This window comes from Pseudomonas sp. JDS08PS003, from assembly GCF_045013505.1.
Lineage (GTDB): Bacteria > Pseudomonadota > Gammaproteobacteria > Pseudomonadales > Pseudomonadaceae > Aquipseudomonas > Aquipseudomonas protegens_B.
The window spans coordinates 576412-592488 of record NZ_CP120724.1 but is presented as its reverse complement, the minus strand read 5'-3'; the positions used below and the strand labels follow the sequence as shown (position 1 = coordinate 592488).

Sequence of the window (16077 nt, the reverse complement as noted above, 5' to 3'; positions counted from 1 at the left end):
AAGCCCGCTCCGACAATGGGCAGCATCAAACCCGTAGGAACAGGCTTGCCCGCGAACAGCACCGAATAGCCACCACCGATCCCCCAGCAGCCCTCTATAGTTGGCAAGCCCGCTTCAGCAACGGATAATGCCCAGTTTTTCCACCTGCGCACCGAAGCGCCGCCGCGCCAGCGGTCGAAAGAGAAGACCATGAAAGACACCATTCGCCAGCTCATCCAGCAAGCCATCACCCAACTCGTCACCGAAGGTGTGTTGCCAGAAGGCCTGTCGCCGGCGATCCAGGTCGAAAACACTCGCGACAAGACCCACGGCGACTTCGCCAGCAATATCGCCATGATGCTGGCCAAGCCCGCCGGCATGAAGCCGCGCGACCTGGCGGAAAAGATCATCGCCGCATTGCCGGCCCATGAAGACCTGAGCAAGGCGGAAATCGCCGGCCCGGGCTTCATCAACTTCTTCCAGAACACCCAGGCCCTGGCTGCGCGCCTGGACGCCGCCCTTGGCGACGAGCACCTGGGCGTGCGCAAGGCCGGCCCGGCACAACGCACCGTGGTCGACATGTCGGCGCCCAACCTGGCCAAAGAGATGCACGTCGGCCATCTGCGCTCCACCATCATCGGCGACGGCGTGGCACGGGTCCTGGAGTTCCTCGGCGACACCGTGATCCGCCAGAACCACGTCGGTGACTGGGGCACCCAGTTCGGCATGCTGATGGCGTACCTGGAAGAAAACCCGATCACCAGCGACGAACTGTCGGACCTGGAGAACTTCTACCGCGCCGCCAAGCAGCGTTTCGACGAATCCGAAGCCTTTGCCGATCGTGCCCGCAGCCTGGTGGTCAAGCTGCAGGCCGGCGATCCGGACTGCCTGGAGCTGTGGACCAAGTTCAAGGACATCTCCCTGTCCCACTGCCAGAAAATTTACGAGCTGCTGAACGTCAAGCTGACCATGGCCGACGTCATGGGCGAGAGCGCCTATAACGACGACCTGATCAATGTGGTCAACGACCTCAAGGCCAAGGGCATGCTGGTGGAGAGCAACGGCGCCCAGTGCGTGTTCCTCGACGAGTTCAAGAACGCCGAAGGCGAGCCGCTGCCGGTGATCATCGTCAAGGCCGATGGCGGTTACCTCTACGCCACCACCGACTTGGCCGCCGTGCGCTACCGCAGTGGCAAGCTCAAGGCCGATCGTGCCCTGTACTTCGTCGACCAGCGCCAGGCCCTGCACTTCCAGCAGGTGTTCGCCGTGGCGCACAAGGCCGGTTTCGTGACCCATCCGATGGAGATGGAGCACATGGGCTTCGGCACCATGAACGGCGCCGACGGCCGTCCGTTCAAGACCCGCGACGGCGGCACCGTAAAACTCATCGACCTGCTGACCGAAGCCGAAGAACGCGCCTACGTCCTGGTGAAAGAGAAGAACCCGCAACTGCCGGAAGCCGACCTGCGCAGCATCGCCAAGGTGGTGGGCATCGACTCGGTGAAATACGCCGATCTGTCCAAGCACCGCACCAGCGACTACAGCTTCAACTTCGACCTGATGCTCAACTTCGAAGGCAACACCGCCCCCTACCTGCTGTATGCCTACACCCGCGCCGCCGGCGTATTCCGCAAGCTGGGCAAGGACTTCAGCGAAGTGGGCGGCCAGATCGAACTGCACGCAGCCCAGGAACTGGAGCTGGCGGCCAAGCTGGCGCAGTTCGGCGAGATCCTCAACAACGTCGCCGACAAGGGCACCCCGCACATCCTCTGCACCTACCTGTACGACGTGGCCGGGCTGTTTTCCAGCTTCTATGAGAACTGTCCAATCCTGGCGGCCGAGACACCGACGCAGATGCACAGCCGTCTGCGCCTCACCGAGCTGACCCGTCGCACCCTCAAGCAAGGTCTGGAACTGCTGGGCCTCAAAGTCCTGGAGCAAATGTAAGTTGGCTGCCAAGAAAAAACCTGCACCCAAGCGTGGCGCCAGCCGTTACCAGGCTCCGGCCAAGAAGCCGATCCCGGGCTGGTTGTGGCTGGCCATCGGCCTGACCATCGGCGCCTTCATCGTGTTCCTGATGAAGCTCGAACCGGGCAAGGGTGGCGACAGCGTCAAGCGCGAAAAGATCGAACAGCAGAAAGCCAGCAAGATCGCCGAGGCCAACAAGACCCCGCCGAGCCCGCAGCAACCGGTGAAGCCGAAGTACGACTTCTACACCCTGCTGCCGGAATCGGAAGTCATAGTGCCGCCCGAAGCGGTGCCGGAGAAAACCCTGCCGACGCCGCAGGTGCCGCCAGTGCCGACCACCCCGGTCACCCCGGCGGAAGCGGCGAAGATCGACACGGCTCGGGCCCAGGCGGCCCTGGCCGGGATCACTCCGCCACCGGCTCCACCTGTGGCCAAGGCAGCACCGGTGACCAAGTTCTTCCTCCAGGCCGGTTCGTTCCGCAAGGAAGCCGACGCCGACAAGGTGCGCGCGCAGATCATTCTGCTGGGCCAGTCGGTTTCGGTTGAGTCCGGCACGGTGAAGGACGAAACCTGGTACCGGGTATTGGTAGGGCCTTTCAGCAATCGGGAACAGCTCACCGTGGCCCAGAAACAACTGGCCGGCGCCGGTTTCAGCAACCTGCTGTTACAACAGCGCCAGAGCCGCTAAGCCGACCGCTGCGCGATCGATCGCGGCCCAGCCCACTCCTACACAACGCCCCGTAGGAGCGGGCTTGACCGCGAAGCGCTTGCAGCTTGCAACAATGACCGCCGGTCCTGCGCTACAGCCTCCAGTTGAAAAACGCTCAGCCACCCCCATATGAGTTTCCATCAGGGCACTTTCGCCCCGCTGTGTGGAGACTTCCCCTTGACCACCATCGTTTCAGTCCGCCGCCACGGCAAAGTCGTCATGGGCGGCGACGGCCAGGTTTCTCTCGGCAACACCGTGATGAAAGGCAACGCGAAAAAAGTCCGTCGCCTGTACCACGGCCAGGTGATCGCCGGTTTTGCCGGGGCCACCGCTGACGCCTTCACCCTGTTCGAACGCTTCGAAGGCCAGCTGGAGAAACATCAGGGTCACTTGGTGCGAGCCGCTGTCGAACTGGCCAAAGAATGGCGTACCGACCGCTCCCTCAGCCGCCTGGAAGCCATGCTGGCCGTCGCCAACAAGGACGCTTCCTTGATCATCACCGGCAACGGCGACGTGGTTGAGCCCGAAGACGGCCTGATCGCCATGGGTTCCGGTGGCGCCTACGCCCAGGCCGCTGCCAGCGCCTTGCTGAAGAAGACCGACCTGTCTGCCCGTGAAATCGTCGAGACCGCCCTGGGTATCGCCGGCGACATCTGTGTATTCACCAACCACACTCAAACCATCGAGGAGCAGGATCTCGCGGAATAAGCCTGTTGCGGCGTTCGCGCCACGGCATTCATTCTTGCTTGAGGACCGCCAATTACTATGTCCATGACACCCCGCGAAATCGTCCACGAACTCAACCGCCATATCATCGGCCAGGACGATGCCAAGCGCGCCGTCGCTATCGCTCTGCGTAACCGCTGGCGCCGGATGCAACTGCCGGCCGAGCTGCGCGTTGAAGTGACCCCCAAGAACATCCTGATGATCGGCCCGACCGGTGTCGGCAAGACCGAAATCGCCCGGCGCCTGGCCAAGCTGGCCAATGCCCCCTTTATCAAGGTCGAAGCCACCAAATTCACCGAGGTCGGCTATGTCGGCCGCGACGTTGAATCGATCATTCGTGACCTGGCCGATGCGGCAATCAAGATGTTCCGCGAACAGGAAATGGTCCGGGTTCGCCACCGCGCCGAGGACGCCGCCGAAGAACGCATCCTCGATGCCCTGCTGCCACCGGCACGCACGGGCTTCAGCGGCGATGAGGCTCCGGCCCAGGACTCCAACACCCGCCAGCTGTTCCGCAAGCGCCTGCGCGAGGGCCAGCTGGACGACAAGGAAATCGAGATCGAAGTGGCGGAAGTCAGCGGTGTCGACATTTCTGCGCCACCGGGCATGGAAGAAATGACCAACCAGCTGCAGAGCCTGTTCGCCAACATGGGCAAGGGCAAGCGCAAGAGCCGCAAGCTCAAGGTCAAGGAAGCGCTGAAACTGGTGCGCGACGAAGAAGCCAGCCGCCTGGTCAACGATGAGGAACTCAAAGCCAAGGCCCTGGAGGCCGTCGAGCAGCATGGCATCGTGTTCATCGACGAGATCGACAAGGTGGCCAAGCGTGGCAACTCCGGCGGCGTCGACGTGTCCCGCGAAGGCGTACAGCGCGACCTGCTGCCACTAATCGAAGGCTGCACCGTCAACACCAAGCTGGGTATGGTCAAGACCGACCACATCCTGTTCATTGCCTCCGGTGCCTTCCACCTGAGCAAGCCAAGCGATCTGGTGCCCGAGCTGCAAGGCCGCCTGCCGATCCGTGTGGAGCTCAAGGCACTGTCGCCGGAAGACTTCGAGCGCATCCTCAGCGAGCCCCATGCTTCGCTGACCGAGCAGTACCGTGAGCTGCTGAAGACCGAAGGCCTGAATATCGAGTTCCTGCCCGACGGCATCAAGCGCCTGGCGGAGATTGCCTGGCAGGTCAACGAGAAGACCGAGAACATCGGTGCTCGTCGCCTGCACACCCTGCTGGAGCGCCTGCTGGAAGAGGTGTCGTTCAGCGCCGGTGATCTGGCCAGCGCTCACAGCGAAGAGCCGATCCGCATCGATGCCGCCTACGTCAACAGCCACCTGGGCGAATTGGCACAGAACGAAGACCTGTCCCGTTATATCCTGTAAGCCTTCACTACCCACGTAGGAGCCGGCTTGCCAGCGACAGGGCCACCCGCCCCGATCGCCGGCAAGCCGGCTCCTACCGGAAGGACTACAGGTCATGAGCAAACTCCCCACCGGCATCAACCTGCATAAAGCCTCGAAAACCCTGACCCTGACCTATGGGCCAGACGAGGTCTATCAGTTGCCCGCGGAATTCCTGCGGGTGCACTCCCCCTCTGCCGAGGTCCAGGGCCACGGCAAACCCATCCTTCAGTTCGGCAAGCTTGGCGTTGGCCTGAGCAAGGTTGAACCGGCTGGCCAGTACGCACTGAAATTGACCTTCGATGACGGCCATGACAGCGGATTGTTCACCTGGGACTACCTGTATCAGTTGGCGCTGCGCCAGGAAGATCTGTGGAGCGATTATCTGGCGGAACTCAAAGCTGCCGGAAAGTCCCGCGACCCGAATGAGTCCGTCATCAAGCTGATGCTCTAGCTCAAGCCTCCGGCTGTTTAGAGGGCATTTTCTAATTCCATCTGTTTGAATGCTGCGCTGTATGGCCAATGAATGGCCTGCTTGCGAAAAAAATTAAACTCGGGTAACCAATGGAGCTGGCAAGTTCCCTGCAGAGTTTTGCGAGCCTGTAAGGCAGCGGTGCGCAATTAACGGTCACCCGAGCAGTAGTACCTGGCATCGTGCTGTGTGACTGCACAGCAGGTCCGGTACTCGTCTCAGGACAATGGAGCGTCGTAGATGAGTAACAAGAATAACGATGACCTGAAACGCCAAGCCTCGGAAAACACCCTGGGGCTCAATCCGGTCATCGGCTTGCGTAGAAAGGATCTGCTTACCTCTGCTCGAATGGTGCTTGCCCAGGCCATCAAACAACCCATCCACAGCGTCAAGCACGTTGCTCATTTCGGCCTCGAACTGAAGAACGTGATGTTCGGCAAGTCGACGCTGCAACCGGAGAGCGACGACCGTCGTTTCAACGATCCGGCCTGGAGCCAGAACCCGCTGTACAAACGTTACCTGCAAACCTATCTGGCGTGGCGCAAGGAACTCCACGACTGGATCGGCGACAGTAGCCTGTCGGAACAGGACATCAGCCGGGGCCACTTCGTGATCAACCTGATGACCGAGGCCATGGCCCCGACCAACAGCGCGGCCAACCCTGCTGCAGTCAAGCGCTTCTTCGAAACCGGCGGCAAGAGCCTCCTGGACGGCCTGTCACACCTGGCCAAGGACCTGGTGCACAACGGCGGCATGCCCAGCCAGGTGAACATGGACGCCTTCGAAGTCGGCAAGAACCTCGGCACCAGCGAAGGGGCTGTGGTGTTTCGCAACGATGTACTGGAACTGATCCAGTACCGGCCGATCACCGAGCAGGTTCACGAGCGACCGCTGCTGGTGGTACCGCCACAGATCAACAAGTTCTATGTCTTCGACCTCAGCCCGGACAAGAGCCTGGCGCGGTTCTGCCTGCGCAACAATGTGCAAACCTTCATCGTCAGCTGGCGCAACCCCACCAAGGCACAACGGGAATGGGGCCTGTCCACCTATATCGAGGCCCTGAAAGAAGCCGTCGACGTGGTGACCGCGATCACCGGTAGCAAGGACGTGAACATGCTCGGTGCCTGCTCCGGGGGCATCACCTGCACTGCCTTGCTGGGCCACTATGCAGCGCTGGGGGAGAAGAAGGTCAATGCCCTGACCCTGTTGGTCAGCGTGCTCGATACCACCCTGGATACCCAGGTAGCCCTGTTCGTCGACGAGCAGACCCTGGAGGCGGCCAAGCGCCACTCCTATCAGGCCGGTGTCCTAGAAGGCCGGGACATGGCCAAAGTGTTCGCCTGGATGCGCCCCAACGATCTGATCTGGAACTACTGGGTCAACAACTACCTGCTGGGCAATGAGCCGCCGGTGTTCGACATCCTGTTCTGGAACAACGACACCACGCGCCTGCCTGCCGCGTTCCACGGCGATCTGATCGAGATGTTCAAGAACAATCCGCTGATCCGCCCCAATGCACTGGAAGTGTGCGGGACGCCGATCGACCTGAAGCAGGTCACGGCCGATATTTTCTCACTAGCCGGGACCAACGATCACATTACCCCGTGGAAGTCCTGCTACAAGTCGGCACAATTGTTCGGTGGCAATGTGGAGTTCGTGCTGTCCAGCAGCGGTCATATCCAGAGCATCCTCAATCCGCCAGGCAACCCGAAAGCGCGCTACATGACCAGCAGCGATATCCCTGCCTGTCCCGATCAGTGGCAGGAAAACTCGGTCAAGCACACCGACTCCTGGTGGCTGCACTGGCAAGCCTGGCAAGCGGAGCGCTCGGGCGAGCTGAAACCAGCACCCAGCGTTCTGGGCAACAAGAAATACGCAGCCGCCGAAGCCGCGCCGGGGACCTACGTCCACGAGCGTTGAGCCCAGGCATTAAACGACGCGGCGCCAGGAGGTGCCGCCAAGCCCTATTCTTGGTACGAGGCCTGGCCTCAGGAAATCCGGAGGACGCCCGGGAAGGCGCCTCCAATGGTTCACTTCACAGGGCTACGGCATGCCACACTCTTTCATCTTCCGCACCGTTGATCTGGACGGCCAGACCATCCGCACTGCGGTACGCCCCGGCAAGCCTCACTTGACGCCACTGCTGATCTTCAACGGTATCGGCGCCAACCTGGAGCTGGTGTTCCCCTTCGTCCAGGCCCTGGACCCGGACCTGGAGGTCATTGCCTTCGACGTCCCGGGGGTTGGCGGCTCCTCGACCCCGAGCCGGCCTTATCGGTTCCCGGGCCTGGCCAAGCTGACCGCACGCATGCTCGATTACCTGGACTATGGCCAGGTCAACGCGGTGGGCGTGTCATGGGGCGGCGCCCTGGCCCAGCAATTCGCCTACGACTACCCGGAGCGCTGCAAGAAGCTGGTGCTGGCAGCCACCGCGGCCGGCGCTTTCATGGTCCCCGGCAAACCCAAAGTGCTGTGGATGATGGCCAGCCCACGGCGCTACGTGCAGCCCTCCCACGTAATGCGCATCGCCCCGCTGATCTACGGTGGCTCCTTCCGCCGCGACCCGAACCTGGCCGCCGAACACGCGGCCAAGGTGCGCTCGGCCGGCAAACTGGGCTACTACTGGCAGCTGTTCGCCGGCCTGGGCTGGACCAGCATTCACTGGCTGCACAAGATCCACCAGCCGACCCTGGTGCTGGCCGGTGATGACGACCCGCTGATCCCCTTGATCAACATGCGCATGCTGGCCTGGCGAATTCCCAACGCCCAGCTGCATATCATCGATGACGGCCACCTGTTCCTGATCACCCGGGCCGAGGCCGTCGCCCCCATTATCATGAAGTTCCTCCAGGAGGAGCGACAAAGGGCCGTGATGCACCCCCATCCCGAACCTTTGCGTCCCATGAAGTAAAAGATACCTGTCGACAGGATCGTCGCGCGCAAGAAGGGCCAGGACCGACTATGTTGTCTGTCTTGGATTGGTCTGCTTGTTAGTGGTTTGACGAAGGAGTGTTGACTCATGCAAGACAAACCTGCGCAGGGCTCGCTGCCCTCCCCCGCAGCCTATATCAACGCACAGAGTGCGATCACCGGTCTGCGCGGTCGGGATCTGCTCTCCACGTTGCGCAGCCTCGCGGTCCACAGTCTCCGTAACCCGTTGCAAAGCGCCCGTCATACTTTAGCCCTGGGCGGCCAGCTAGGACGCGTGTTGCTGGGGGAAACCCTGCACAAACCCAACCCCAAGGACAACCGTTTCGCCGACCCGGCCTGGACCCTCAACCCTTTTTACAAACGGGGTCTGCAGGCTTACCTGAGCTGGCAAAAGCAGGTCCGGAGCTGGATCGACGACAGCGGAATGAGCGAGGACGACCGGGCCCGGGCGCACTTTGCCTTTTCCCTGCTCAATGACGCCGTGGCGCCTTCCAACACCTTGCTCAACCCCCTGGCCCTCAAGGAGATTTTCAACACCGGTGGCAACAGCGTGGTGCGCGGCATCAGCAACCTGGTGGATGACCTGCTGCACAACAACGGGCTGCCCAGTCAGGTGACCAAGCACGCCTTCGAAATCGGCCGCAACCTGGCCGTGACCCCAGGCTCGGTGGTGTTTCGCAATGAACTGCTGGAATTGATCCAGTACAGTCCCATGAGCGAAAAGCAGTACGCCAAGCCCGTGCTGATCGTGCCGCCACAGATCAACAAGTACTACATTTTCGACCTCAGCCCGGGCAACAGCTTCGTCCAGTACGCGCTGAAGAACGGCCTGCAGGTGTTCATGGTCAGTTGGCGCAACCCGGACGTGCGCCATCGCGAGTGGGGCCTGTCGAGCTATGTGGAAGCGGCCGAAGAGGCACTGAATGTCGCCCGTGCCATTACCGGCAGTCGGGAAGTCAACCTGGTGGGTGCCTGTGCTGGCGGCCTGACCATTGCCGCCCTGCAAGGCCACCTGCAGGCCAAGCGGCAACTGCGTCGGGTCGCCAGCGCCACCTATCTGGTGAGCCTGCTGGACAGCCAGCTGGATAGCCCGGCCACCTTGTTCGCCGATGAGAAAACCCTGGAGGCGGCCAAGCGTCGCTCCTACCAGCAAGGGGTGCTGGACGGCCGCGACATGGCCAAGGTGTTTGCCTGGATGCGCCCCAACGACCTGATCTGGAACTACTGGGTCAACAACTACCTGCTGGGCAAGGAGCCGCCGGTCTTCGACATCCTGTACTGGAACAACGACAGCACCCGCTTGCCCGCGGCCTTGCACGGCGACCTGCTGGACTTCTTCAAGCACAACCCGCTGAGCCACGAGGGTGGACTGGAAGTCTGCGGCACACCGATCGATTTGCAGAAGGTCACGGTGGACAGCTTCAGCGTGGCCGGGATCAACGACCACATCACGCCCTGGGACGCGGTGTACCGCTCGACCCTGCTGCTGGGAGGCGATAAACGCTTTGTACTGTCCAATAGCGGGCATGTGCAGAGCATCCTCAACCCACCGAGCAACCCCAAGGCCAACTACGTAGAGAACCACAAGCTCAGCAGCGACCCTCGAGCCTGGTACTACGACGCCAAACATGTCGACGGCAGTTGGTGGAGCCAATGGCTGGCCTGGGTTCAGGAACACTCCGGAGCGCAGCGCGAAACCCTGGCCACCCTGGGCAACCAGAATTACCCACCGATGGAGGCCGCTCCAGGCACTTACGTGCGCGTGCGCTAAAGACACTTTGCAGCCCGACTCCGCGCTGGAGTCGTACCCCTCAATGGACCGACAAGAAGTCAGGATGAAGACCCGCGACCGGATACTCGAATGTGCCCTGCAACTGTTCAACCAGAAGGGCGAGCCCAATGTCTCCACCATGGAGGTGGCCAATGAAATGGGGATCAGCCCCGGCAACCTCTACTACCACTTCCATGGCAAGGAACCTCTGGTGCTCGGCCTGTTCGAGCGTTTCCAGAACGAGCTGACACCACTGCTGGACCCTCCGTCCGATGCCCAGCTGGCGCCGGAAGACTATTGGTTGTTTCTACACCTGATTGTCGAGCGCCTGGCCCACTACCGCTTTCTGTTCCAGGACCTCTCCAACCTTGCGGGACGCTTGCCGAAACTGGCCAAAGGCATTCGCAACCTGCTCAACGCCCTCAAGCGCACCCTGGCTTCCCTGCTGGCCCGGCTCAAGACTCTAGGCCAACTGGTCAGCGGCACCCAAGCCCTGGGCCAGCTGGTGGAACAGATCACCATGACCTTGCTGTTCTCACTGGATTACCAACGGATTCTCGATCGCGAAGGCGAAGTGCGTCTGGTGGTCTACCAGATCATGATGCTGGTGGCGCCGCACTTGCTGCCACCGGCAAAGCTGGCCACGGAACAGATGGCCCTGCGTTACCTGGATGAACAGGGATAGCCAGCAGCGCGCCATAAAAAAACGCCCGACCTTCGCAGGCCGGGCGTTTTTTGTGTGCCTGATGTAATCAGGACTGGCTGCTTGGCGTCGCTGGAGCCGGCGCTGCAGTTGGAGTTACAGCCGGGCCAGGTGCTGCGGCGGAGTTCGCCGAGCTGGCCGAGGCCACTGGTGCCGCAGTTGCAGGCTTGGCTGCTACAGCGGGCTTGGCTGCCGGTTTGGCTGCTACAGGCTTCTTGGCTACAGGTTTTTTCGCCACGGCCGGCTTCGCAGCAGGTTTGGCGGCCGCTTTCACCGCTGGTTTGGCAGCGGGTTTGGCCGCTGGCTTGGCTGCAACAGGCTTGGCGGCGGGTTTGGCTGCCGGTTTGGCGGCCGCGGTTTTCGCTGCTGGCTTGGCGGCGGCCTTGACTGCCGGTTTGGCGGCAGGCTTGGCCAGTGGCTTGGCAGCAGGTTTTGCCGCCGGCTTGGCGGCAGCGGTCTTGGCTGCAACCGGCGCGACCTTGGCACCTGTGAGTTTCTCGATCTGCTTGGTCAGGGTATCGACCTTGTCATGCAGCGCCTTCACCTCATTGCGGCTCGGTACGCCCAGACGCGAGATGGCACTGTTCAAGCGCTTGTCGAAAGCGCCTTCCAGTTCGTCCCACTTGCCCAAAGCGCGGTCCTTGACGTCGCTGATACGCGACTTGGCGGAACTTGCGGAGTCTTTGGCAGCATCAACCTTCTTGCCAACTACGCTCTTGGTCAGCTTCTCGGCTTTCTCACCATCCTTGACCAGTGTCTCGAAAAGCTTGCTGCCGTCAGAGTCGATTTTCGAGTACACGCCTAAACCAGCAAGCCAAATTTTACGGGAGTACTCTTCGACTTTCCCGATCCACGAGCTGCCTTCTTTTTCAGTATTCTTTTTACCAGCCATCCCGTTCTCCTTAATGTTTACGCGCGACACGTTCGAGCAACGCCGTCAGCTCATCGAGCTTAGCAGAGAGTGTCTCAACGTCATGTTTAGACGGAATGCCGATACGATTCAAGGCACTGGCGACGCGCGTGTCAAAAGCCTTCTCGACTTTATCCAGTTGCACTTCGACTTTGCCTTTAAGAGTGCTGACATCCCCTTTAACGCTATCAATCTGACTGTTGGCAGCTTCAAGTTGTTCAGTGACAACTTTTTTGCCTTTCTTTTCAACGGATTGACCAGCCTTGATCAGCTCCTGAAAGTAGTCGCTGCCTTCCTGACCAACTTTGGCGTAGGCACCCAGGCCTGCCAGCCAGATCTTGCGGGCATAGGATTTGACTTCGCTCAGGGCAGTCGATTGAACATCAACTTTTTTCTTCAGAATTACTTTGGCCATGGTGCACCTCACGCTCAGAAGGTTTGAGGAACTGCCCTCGGAAAGAGGACCTGAGGCACAACCTAAAGAGAAAAATTAGAATCGGCACCCTAACGAATGTCATGAAATCATGTAGGAGCCTGCTCGCCGGAAAGGCTCTTTGCCTGGCACCGTTGCAGTGCCTGCGATTCGCCGGCAAGCCGGCTCCTACCGGTGGGCTCAGGCCAGGGCCTTGTCCAGGGCCTTTTCGATTTCCGACTTGATGGTGCCGCTCATGGCCGACATCAACAGCCCCAGCTCCACATCGATACGGATCGACTCTTCGCCCACATGCACCGCGCCTTTGACGCCTGAGCGCTTGAGGTTCAGGGTATCCCCTGCCCATTGCGGCTCCAGGCCATACTGATCGGCGAGTTTCTGCGCCAGTTTGTCGGCCTTTTCACGGGCCACCTGCTTACCCAGGCCATGGGCACGTTCAACACTAATACGGGCCATTGAAGGACTCCTGCTGTTTCGGGACTTGCCTGAAGCATCTTGACCCTGAGTGCGTCAAAACGTCCCGGCGGATCGCTATCTTACATTCAGCCTTGCCAAGACAAAGACCGCCACCGGCATTAGAATGTCCCGCATTCTCTTTTGGTGACAGCGATATGACTGATCAGCGCAAAGGCAGCGATGCCGAACCCACCACGCACTTCGGCTTCAAGAACGTTCCTGAAAGCCAGAAGGCGGAAAAAGTCGCCGAAGTATTCCACTCGGTAGCGGCCAAGTACGACCTGATGAACGACGTACTCTCAGGCGGCATGCACCGTTTGTGGAAACGCTTCACCATCGAGCTGTCAGGCGTGCGCGCCGGCAATCGCGTATTGGACATCGCCGGCGGCACTGGCGACCTGACCAAGCGCTTCTCCCACCTGGTAGGCCCTACTGGCCAAGTGGTACTGGCCGACATCAACGAGTCCATGCTCAAGGTCGGTCGCGATCGCCTGCTGGACCTGGGTGTGGCCGGCAACGTCGAATTCGTCCAGGCCGATGCGGAAAAGCTGCCTTTCCCGGACAACCATTTCGATTGCGTCACCATTGCCTTCGGTCTGCGCAACGTTACCCATAAAGAGGACGCCCTGCGCTCCATGCTGCGGGTGCTCAAGCCCGGCGGCCGGCTGCTGGTGCTGGAATTCTCCAAACCGACCAATGCGCTGATGTCCAAGGTCTACGACGCCTATTCGTTTGCCTTCATGCCCCTGGCCGGCAAGCTGATCACCAACGACTCGGAAAGCTACCGCTACCTGGCCGAATCGATCCGCATGCACCCCAACCAGGAAACCCTGAAGTCGATGATGGTCGAGGCCGGCTTCGACCGCGTGACCTATCACAACATGACCGCAGGCATCGTCGCCCTGCACCGCGGCATCAAGCCCTGATGCTGCTCAGCGGCCTGCTCGCCAGCGTCGAGACCGGCATCAATCGGGTGCTGCGTCTGGACAGCACGGCCCTGCCGCGCCTGCAGCACCTCAATGGCAAGGTGATCGCCGTGGATTGCCGCAACCCGGCATTGCAGCTATTCATCCTGCCCAGCGACGAAGGCCTGATACTGGCCGCCCAATGGGCCGCGGACCCTGACTGCACGCTACGTGCACCGGCCTCAAGCCTGGTGCGCCTGGCCCTGAGCAAGGACAAGACTGCGGTTCTGCACGCTCCGGAAGTGGAGCTGGAAGGCGACAGCGGCGTGCTGCTGGATCTGGCGGCCATCCTCCAGGACCTGGAGCTGGACTGGGAATACGAACTGTCCCGGTGGCTGGGCCCGGTGGCCACCCAACTGTTCAGCGGCCATGTGCGCAGCCGCGCCCGCTGGTATCAGCAAGGATTTGCCAGCCTGAATCAGAACCTCGCCGAGTTCCTCGCCGAAGAATCACGCACCCTGGTGGGCCAGCGCGAAGCCGAAGCGCGCTTTCGTGAGCTGGATCAGGCCAAACTCGACCTGGAACGTCTCGAGGCGCGCTTCGAGCGCCTTTCCCGATCCCTTGAACCAAGCGATAACGCATGAAGCTGCTTGCCGTCCGCCGTCTGTTGCGCATCCAGCGCGTCGTGATCCGTTACCGCCTCGATGACCTGCTGTTCGCCTTGCCCCTGCCCTGGTTTCTCCTGGCCCTGCGCTTCGCCTTGCCCTGGCGCTGGTTCCCGCGCAAGCCGCTGGAGCTGAGCCGCGGTGCCCGGCTGCGCCTTGCACTGCAGGACCTGGGACCGATCTTCATCAAGTTCGGGCAGATCCTCTCCACCCGCCGCGACCTGTTGCCGGAAGACATCGCCGACGAACTGATGCTGCTGCAGGACCGGGTACCACCGTTCGATTCGCAGAAGTCCGTGGCCCTGATCGAAGAACAGCTGGGCAAGAAGATCAGCGACGTGTTCAGCCGCTTTGACATTGAGCCGCTGGCCTCGGCCTCGGTAGCCCAGGTCCACGCCGCCAAGCTCAAGACCGGTGAAGAAGTGGTGGTCAAGGTGATCCGCCCCGGGCTCAAGCCAATCATCGCCCAGGACCTGGCATGGCTGTTCATCCTCGCCCGGGCCGCGGAAAAGCTTTCGGCCGACGCCCGCCTGCTGCATCCGGTGGATGTGGTCAGCGACTACGAGAAAACCATCTACGACGAACTCGACCTGCTGCGCGAGGCGGCCAACGCCAGCCAGCTCAAGCGCAACTTCGAAGGTTCGCCGCTGCTGTACGTACCCCAGGTCTACTGGGATTGGTGCCGGCCGAAAGTACTGGTGATGGAGCGCATCTACGGCATCCAGGTCACTGACCTGGCGACCCTGGCCGACCAGCGCACCGACATGAAAATGCTCGCCGAACGGGGTGTGGAGATCTTCTTCACCCAGGTGTTCCGCGACAGTTTCTTCCACGCCGACATGCACCCGGGCAACATCTTCGTCAGCACCGTGCAGCCCTGGAGCCCGCAGTACATTGCCATCGATTGCGGCATCGTCGGCAGCCTGACCCCGGAAGACCAGGACTACCTGGCACGCAACCTGTTCGCCTTCTTCAAGCGCGACTACCGCCGCGTGGCCCAGTTGCACATCGATTCCGGCTGGGTCCCCGCGGAAACCAAACTCAACGAATTCGAAGCGGCGATCCGCACGGTCTGCGAACCGATCTTTGAAAAGCCGTTGAAGGATATTTCCTTCGGCCAGGTGCTGATGCGTCTATTCCAGACCGCTCGGCGCTTCAATATGGAAGTCCAGCCGCAACTGGTGCTGTTGCAGAAGACCCTGCTCAATATTGAAGGCCTGGGTCGCCAGCTGTACCCGGACCTGGACCTGTGGAACACCGCGCAACCCTTCCTCGAACGCTGGATGCGCGAACGGGTCAGCCCGAAAGCCGTGCTCGGTAATATCCACAGCCAGATCGAACAGCTCCCCCACCTGGCCAACATGACTCGCGACCTGCTGGAACGCATGTCGCAGCCACACGCGGCCGACCCTCCGGCGCCCTGGCACAAGCGCAAGGACGACTGGTTCCTGCGCCTGCTGGGCACCGCCCATTTGGGTGGCGGCGCCGTTCTGGCCGCCGGCGGTCCGCTGCATGAGCTGGGCCACTGGCCTGCCGGCATCATGATTGCGGTGGGTCTGTATCTGATCGTTCGCCGATAGCCAGTGGCGCGACCTGCTGGCAAACTGTCGAAATCGCCGAGGCGTCACCAGCGGGTTGAGCCCGGTTGTCGGAGTCGAAAATGAAAGATTGGCTGGACCAGATCAAATGGGATGCGGACGGCCTGGTGCCGGCCATCGCCCAGGATCACAAGACCGGGCGCGTGCTGATGATGGCCTGGATGAACCGCGAGGCTCTGAGCCTGACCGCCGCCGAGAATCGCGCCATCTATTGGTCACGTTCCCGTGGCAAGCTATGGCGCAAGGGCGAAGAGTCCGGGCACGTGCAGAAGCTTCATGAAATGCGCCTGGACTGCGACGCTGACGTGATCATCCTGATGGTCGAGCAGATCGGCGACATTGCCTGTCACACCGGCCGCCACAGCTGTTTCTACCGCGTCTACGAAGACGGCGAGTGGAAAACCGTCGAACCGGTCCTCAAGGACCCGCACGCGATTTATTCTGCAGGACACTGAC

The 16077-nt window shown here is 61.2% G+C and carries 16 protein-coding genes; 13 read left to right on the top strand and 3 right to left on the bottom strand.

What is annotated here, in order from left to right; genetic code table 11:
- Positions 1-189 precede the first annotated feature (189 nt).
- The 9 genes from argS (at position 190) to P7C00_RS02670 (ending at position 10636) form a co-directional block, all read left to right on the top strand.
- Positions 190-1926, top strand: coding sequence for an arginine--tRNA ligase (gene argS, locus P7C00_RS02710; protein WP_346634462.1), 1737 nt, complete (start codon positions 190-192; stop codon positions 1924-1926).
- Between the two features lies 1 nt (position 1927).
- On the top strand, positions 1928-2635 hold the full coding sequence (locus P7C00_RS02705; protein ID WP_123725060.1) for an SPOR domain-containing protein: 708 nt from the start codon (positions 1928-1930) through the stop codon (positions 2633-2635).
- 198 nt (positions 2636-2833) lie between these two features.
- Positions 2834-3364, top strand: coding sequence for an ATP-dependent protease subunit HslV (gene hslV / locus P7C00_RS02700; protein ID WP_003186641.1), 531 nt, complete (start codon positions 2834-2836; stop codon positions 3362-3364).
- Positions 3365-3421: 57 nt separating this feature from the next.
- Positions 3422-4759 (top strand): ATP-dependent protease ATPase subunit HslU, encoded by a 1338-nt coding sequence (hslU, locus tag P7C00_RS02695; protein WP_404938094.1) that lies wholly within the window; start codon positions 3422-3424, stop codon positions 4757-4759.
- A gap of 94 nt (positions 4760-4853) precedes the next feature.
- On the top strand, positions 4854-5231 hold the full coding sequence (locus tag P7C00_RS02690) for a gamma-butyrobetaine hydroxylase-like domain-containing protein (RefSeq protein ID WP_404938093.1): 378 nt from the start codon (positions 4854-4856) through the stop codon (positions 5229-5231).
- 258 nt (positions 5232-5489) lie between these two features.
- Positions 5490-7169, top strand: coding sequence for a class II poly(R)-hydroxyalkanoic acid synthase (phaC, locus tag P7C00_RS02685; RefSeq protein ID WP_346634459.1), 1680 nt, complete (start codon positions 5490-5492; stop codon positions 7167-7169).
- Between the two features lie 130 nt (positions 7170-7299).
- Complete coding sequence (gene phaZ / locus P7C00_RS02680) at positions 7300-8160, top strand: poly(3-hydroxyalkanoate) depolymerase (RefSeq protein ID WP_346634458.1); 861 nt, start codon at positions 7300-7302, stop codon at positions 8158-8160.
- 108 nt (positions 8161-8268) lie between these two features.
- Positions 8269-9951: a class II poly(R)-hydroxyalkanoic acid synthase gene (gene phaC, locus P7C00_RS02675; RefSeq protein ID WP_346634457.1), complete on the top strand. Its 1683-nt coding sequence runs from the start codon at positions 8269-8271 to the stop codon at positions 9949-9951.
- A 64-nt stretch (positions 9952-10015) separates the two neighbouring features.
- Positions 10016-10636: a TetR/AcrR family transcriptional regulator gene (locus tag P7C00_RS02670; protein WP_123725054.1), complete on the top strand. Its 621-nt coding sequence runs from the start codon at positions 10016-10018 to the stop codon at positions 10634-10636.
- Between the two features lie 67 nt (positions 10637-10703).
- Here P7C00_RS02670 and P7C00_RS02665 read toward each other — a convergent pair whose 3' ends face one another.
- The 3 genes from P7C00_RS02665 to P7C00_RS02655 all read right to left on the bottom strand — a co-directional run bounded on the left by P7C00_RS02665 (position 10704) and on the right by P7C00_RS02655 (position 12453).
- On the bottom strand, positions 10704-11546 hold the full coding sequence (locus tag P7C00_RS02665; protein ID WP_346634456.1) for a phasin family protein: 843 nt from the start codon (positions 11544-11546) through the stop codon (positions 10704-10706).
- 10 nt (positions 11547-11556) lie between these two features.
- Positions 11557-11979 (bottom strand): phasin family protein, encoded by a 423-nt coding sequence (locus tag P7C00_RS02660; RefSeq protein ID WP_102862787.1) that lies wholly within the window; start codon positions 11977-11979, stop codon positions 11557-11559.
- A 198-nt stretch (positions 11980-12177) separates the two neighbouring features.
- On the bottom strand, positions 12178-12453 hold the full coding sequence (locus P7C00_RS02655; RefSeq protein ID WP_346634455.1) for a polyhydroxyalkanoic acid system family protein: 276 nt from the start codon (positions 12451-12453) through the stop codon (positions 12178-12180).
- Positions 12454-12608: 155 nt separating this feature from the next.
- Between P7C00_RS02655 and ubiE the strand changes: the two genes are divergently transcribed.
- The 4 genes from ubiE (at position 12609) to hisI (ending at position 16076) form a co-directional block, all read left to right on the top strand.
- A complete protein-coding gene (gene ubiE / locus P7C00_RS02650) occupies positions 12609-13379 on the top strand; it encodes a bifunctional demethylmenaquinone methyltransferase/2-methoxy-6-polyprenyl-1,4-benzoquinol methylase UbiE (protein ID WP_011058802.1) in 771 nt (256 codons plus the stop codon).
- The gene (locus P7C00_RS02645) at positions 13379-14002 is read left to right on the top strand and encodes an SCP2 domain-containing protein (RefSeq protein WP_404938092.1); all 624 of its coding nucleotides are present in this window, start codon (positions 13379-13381) and stop codon (positions 14000-14002) included. Before ubiE ends, P7C00_RS02645 begins: the two co-directional genes overlap by 1 nt.
- Positions 13999-15603, top strand: a complete 1605-nt coding sequence (gene ubiB / locus P7C00_RS02640; protein WP_346634453.1) for a ubiquinone biosynthesis regulatory protein kinase UbiB — start codon at positions 13999-14001, stop codon at positions 15601-15603. The genes P7C00_RS02645 and ubiB overlap by 4 nt, the downstream gene beginning before the upstream one ends.
- 80 nt (positions 15604-15683) lie before the next feature.
- Complete coding sequence (gene hisI / locus P7C00_RS02635; protein ID WP_011058799.1) at positions 15684-16076, top strand: phosphoribosyl-AMP cyclohydrolase; 393 nt, start codon at positions 15684-15686, stop codon at positions 16074-16076.
- Position 16077 lies beyond the last annotated feature (1 nt).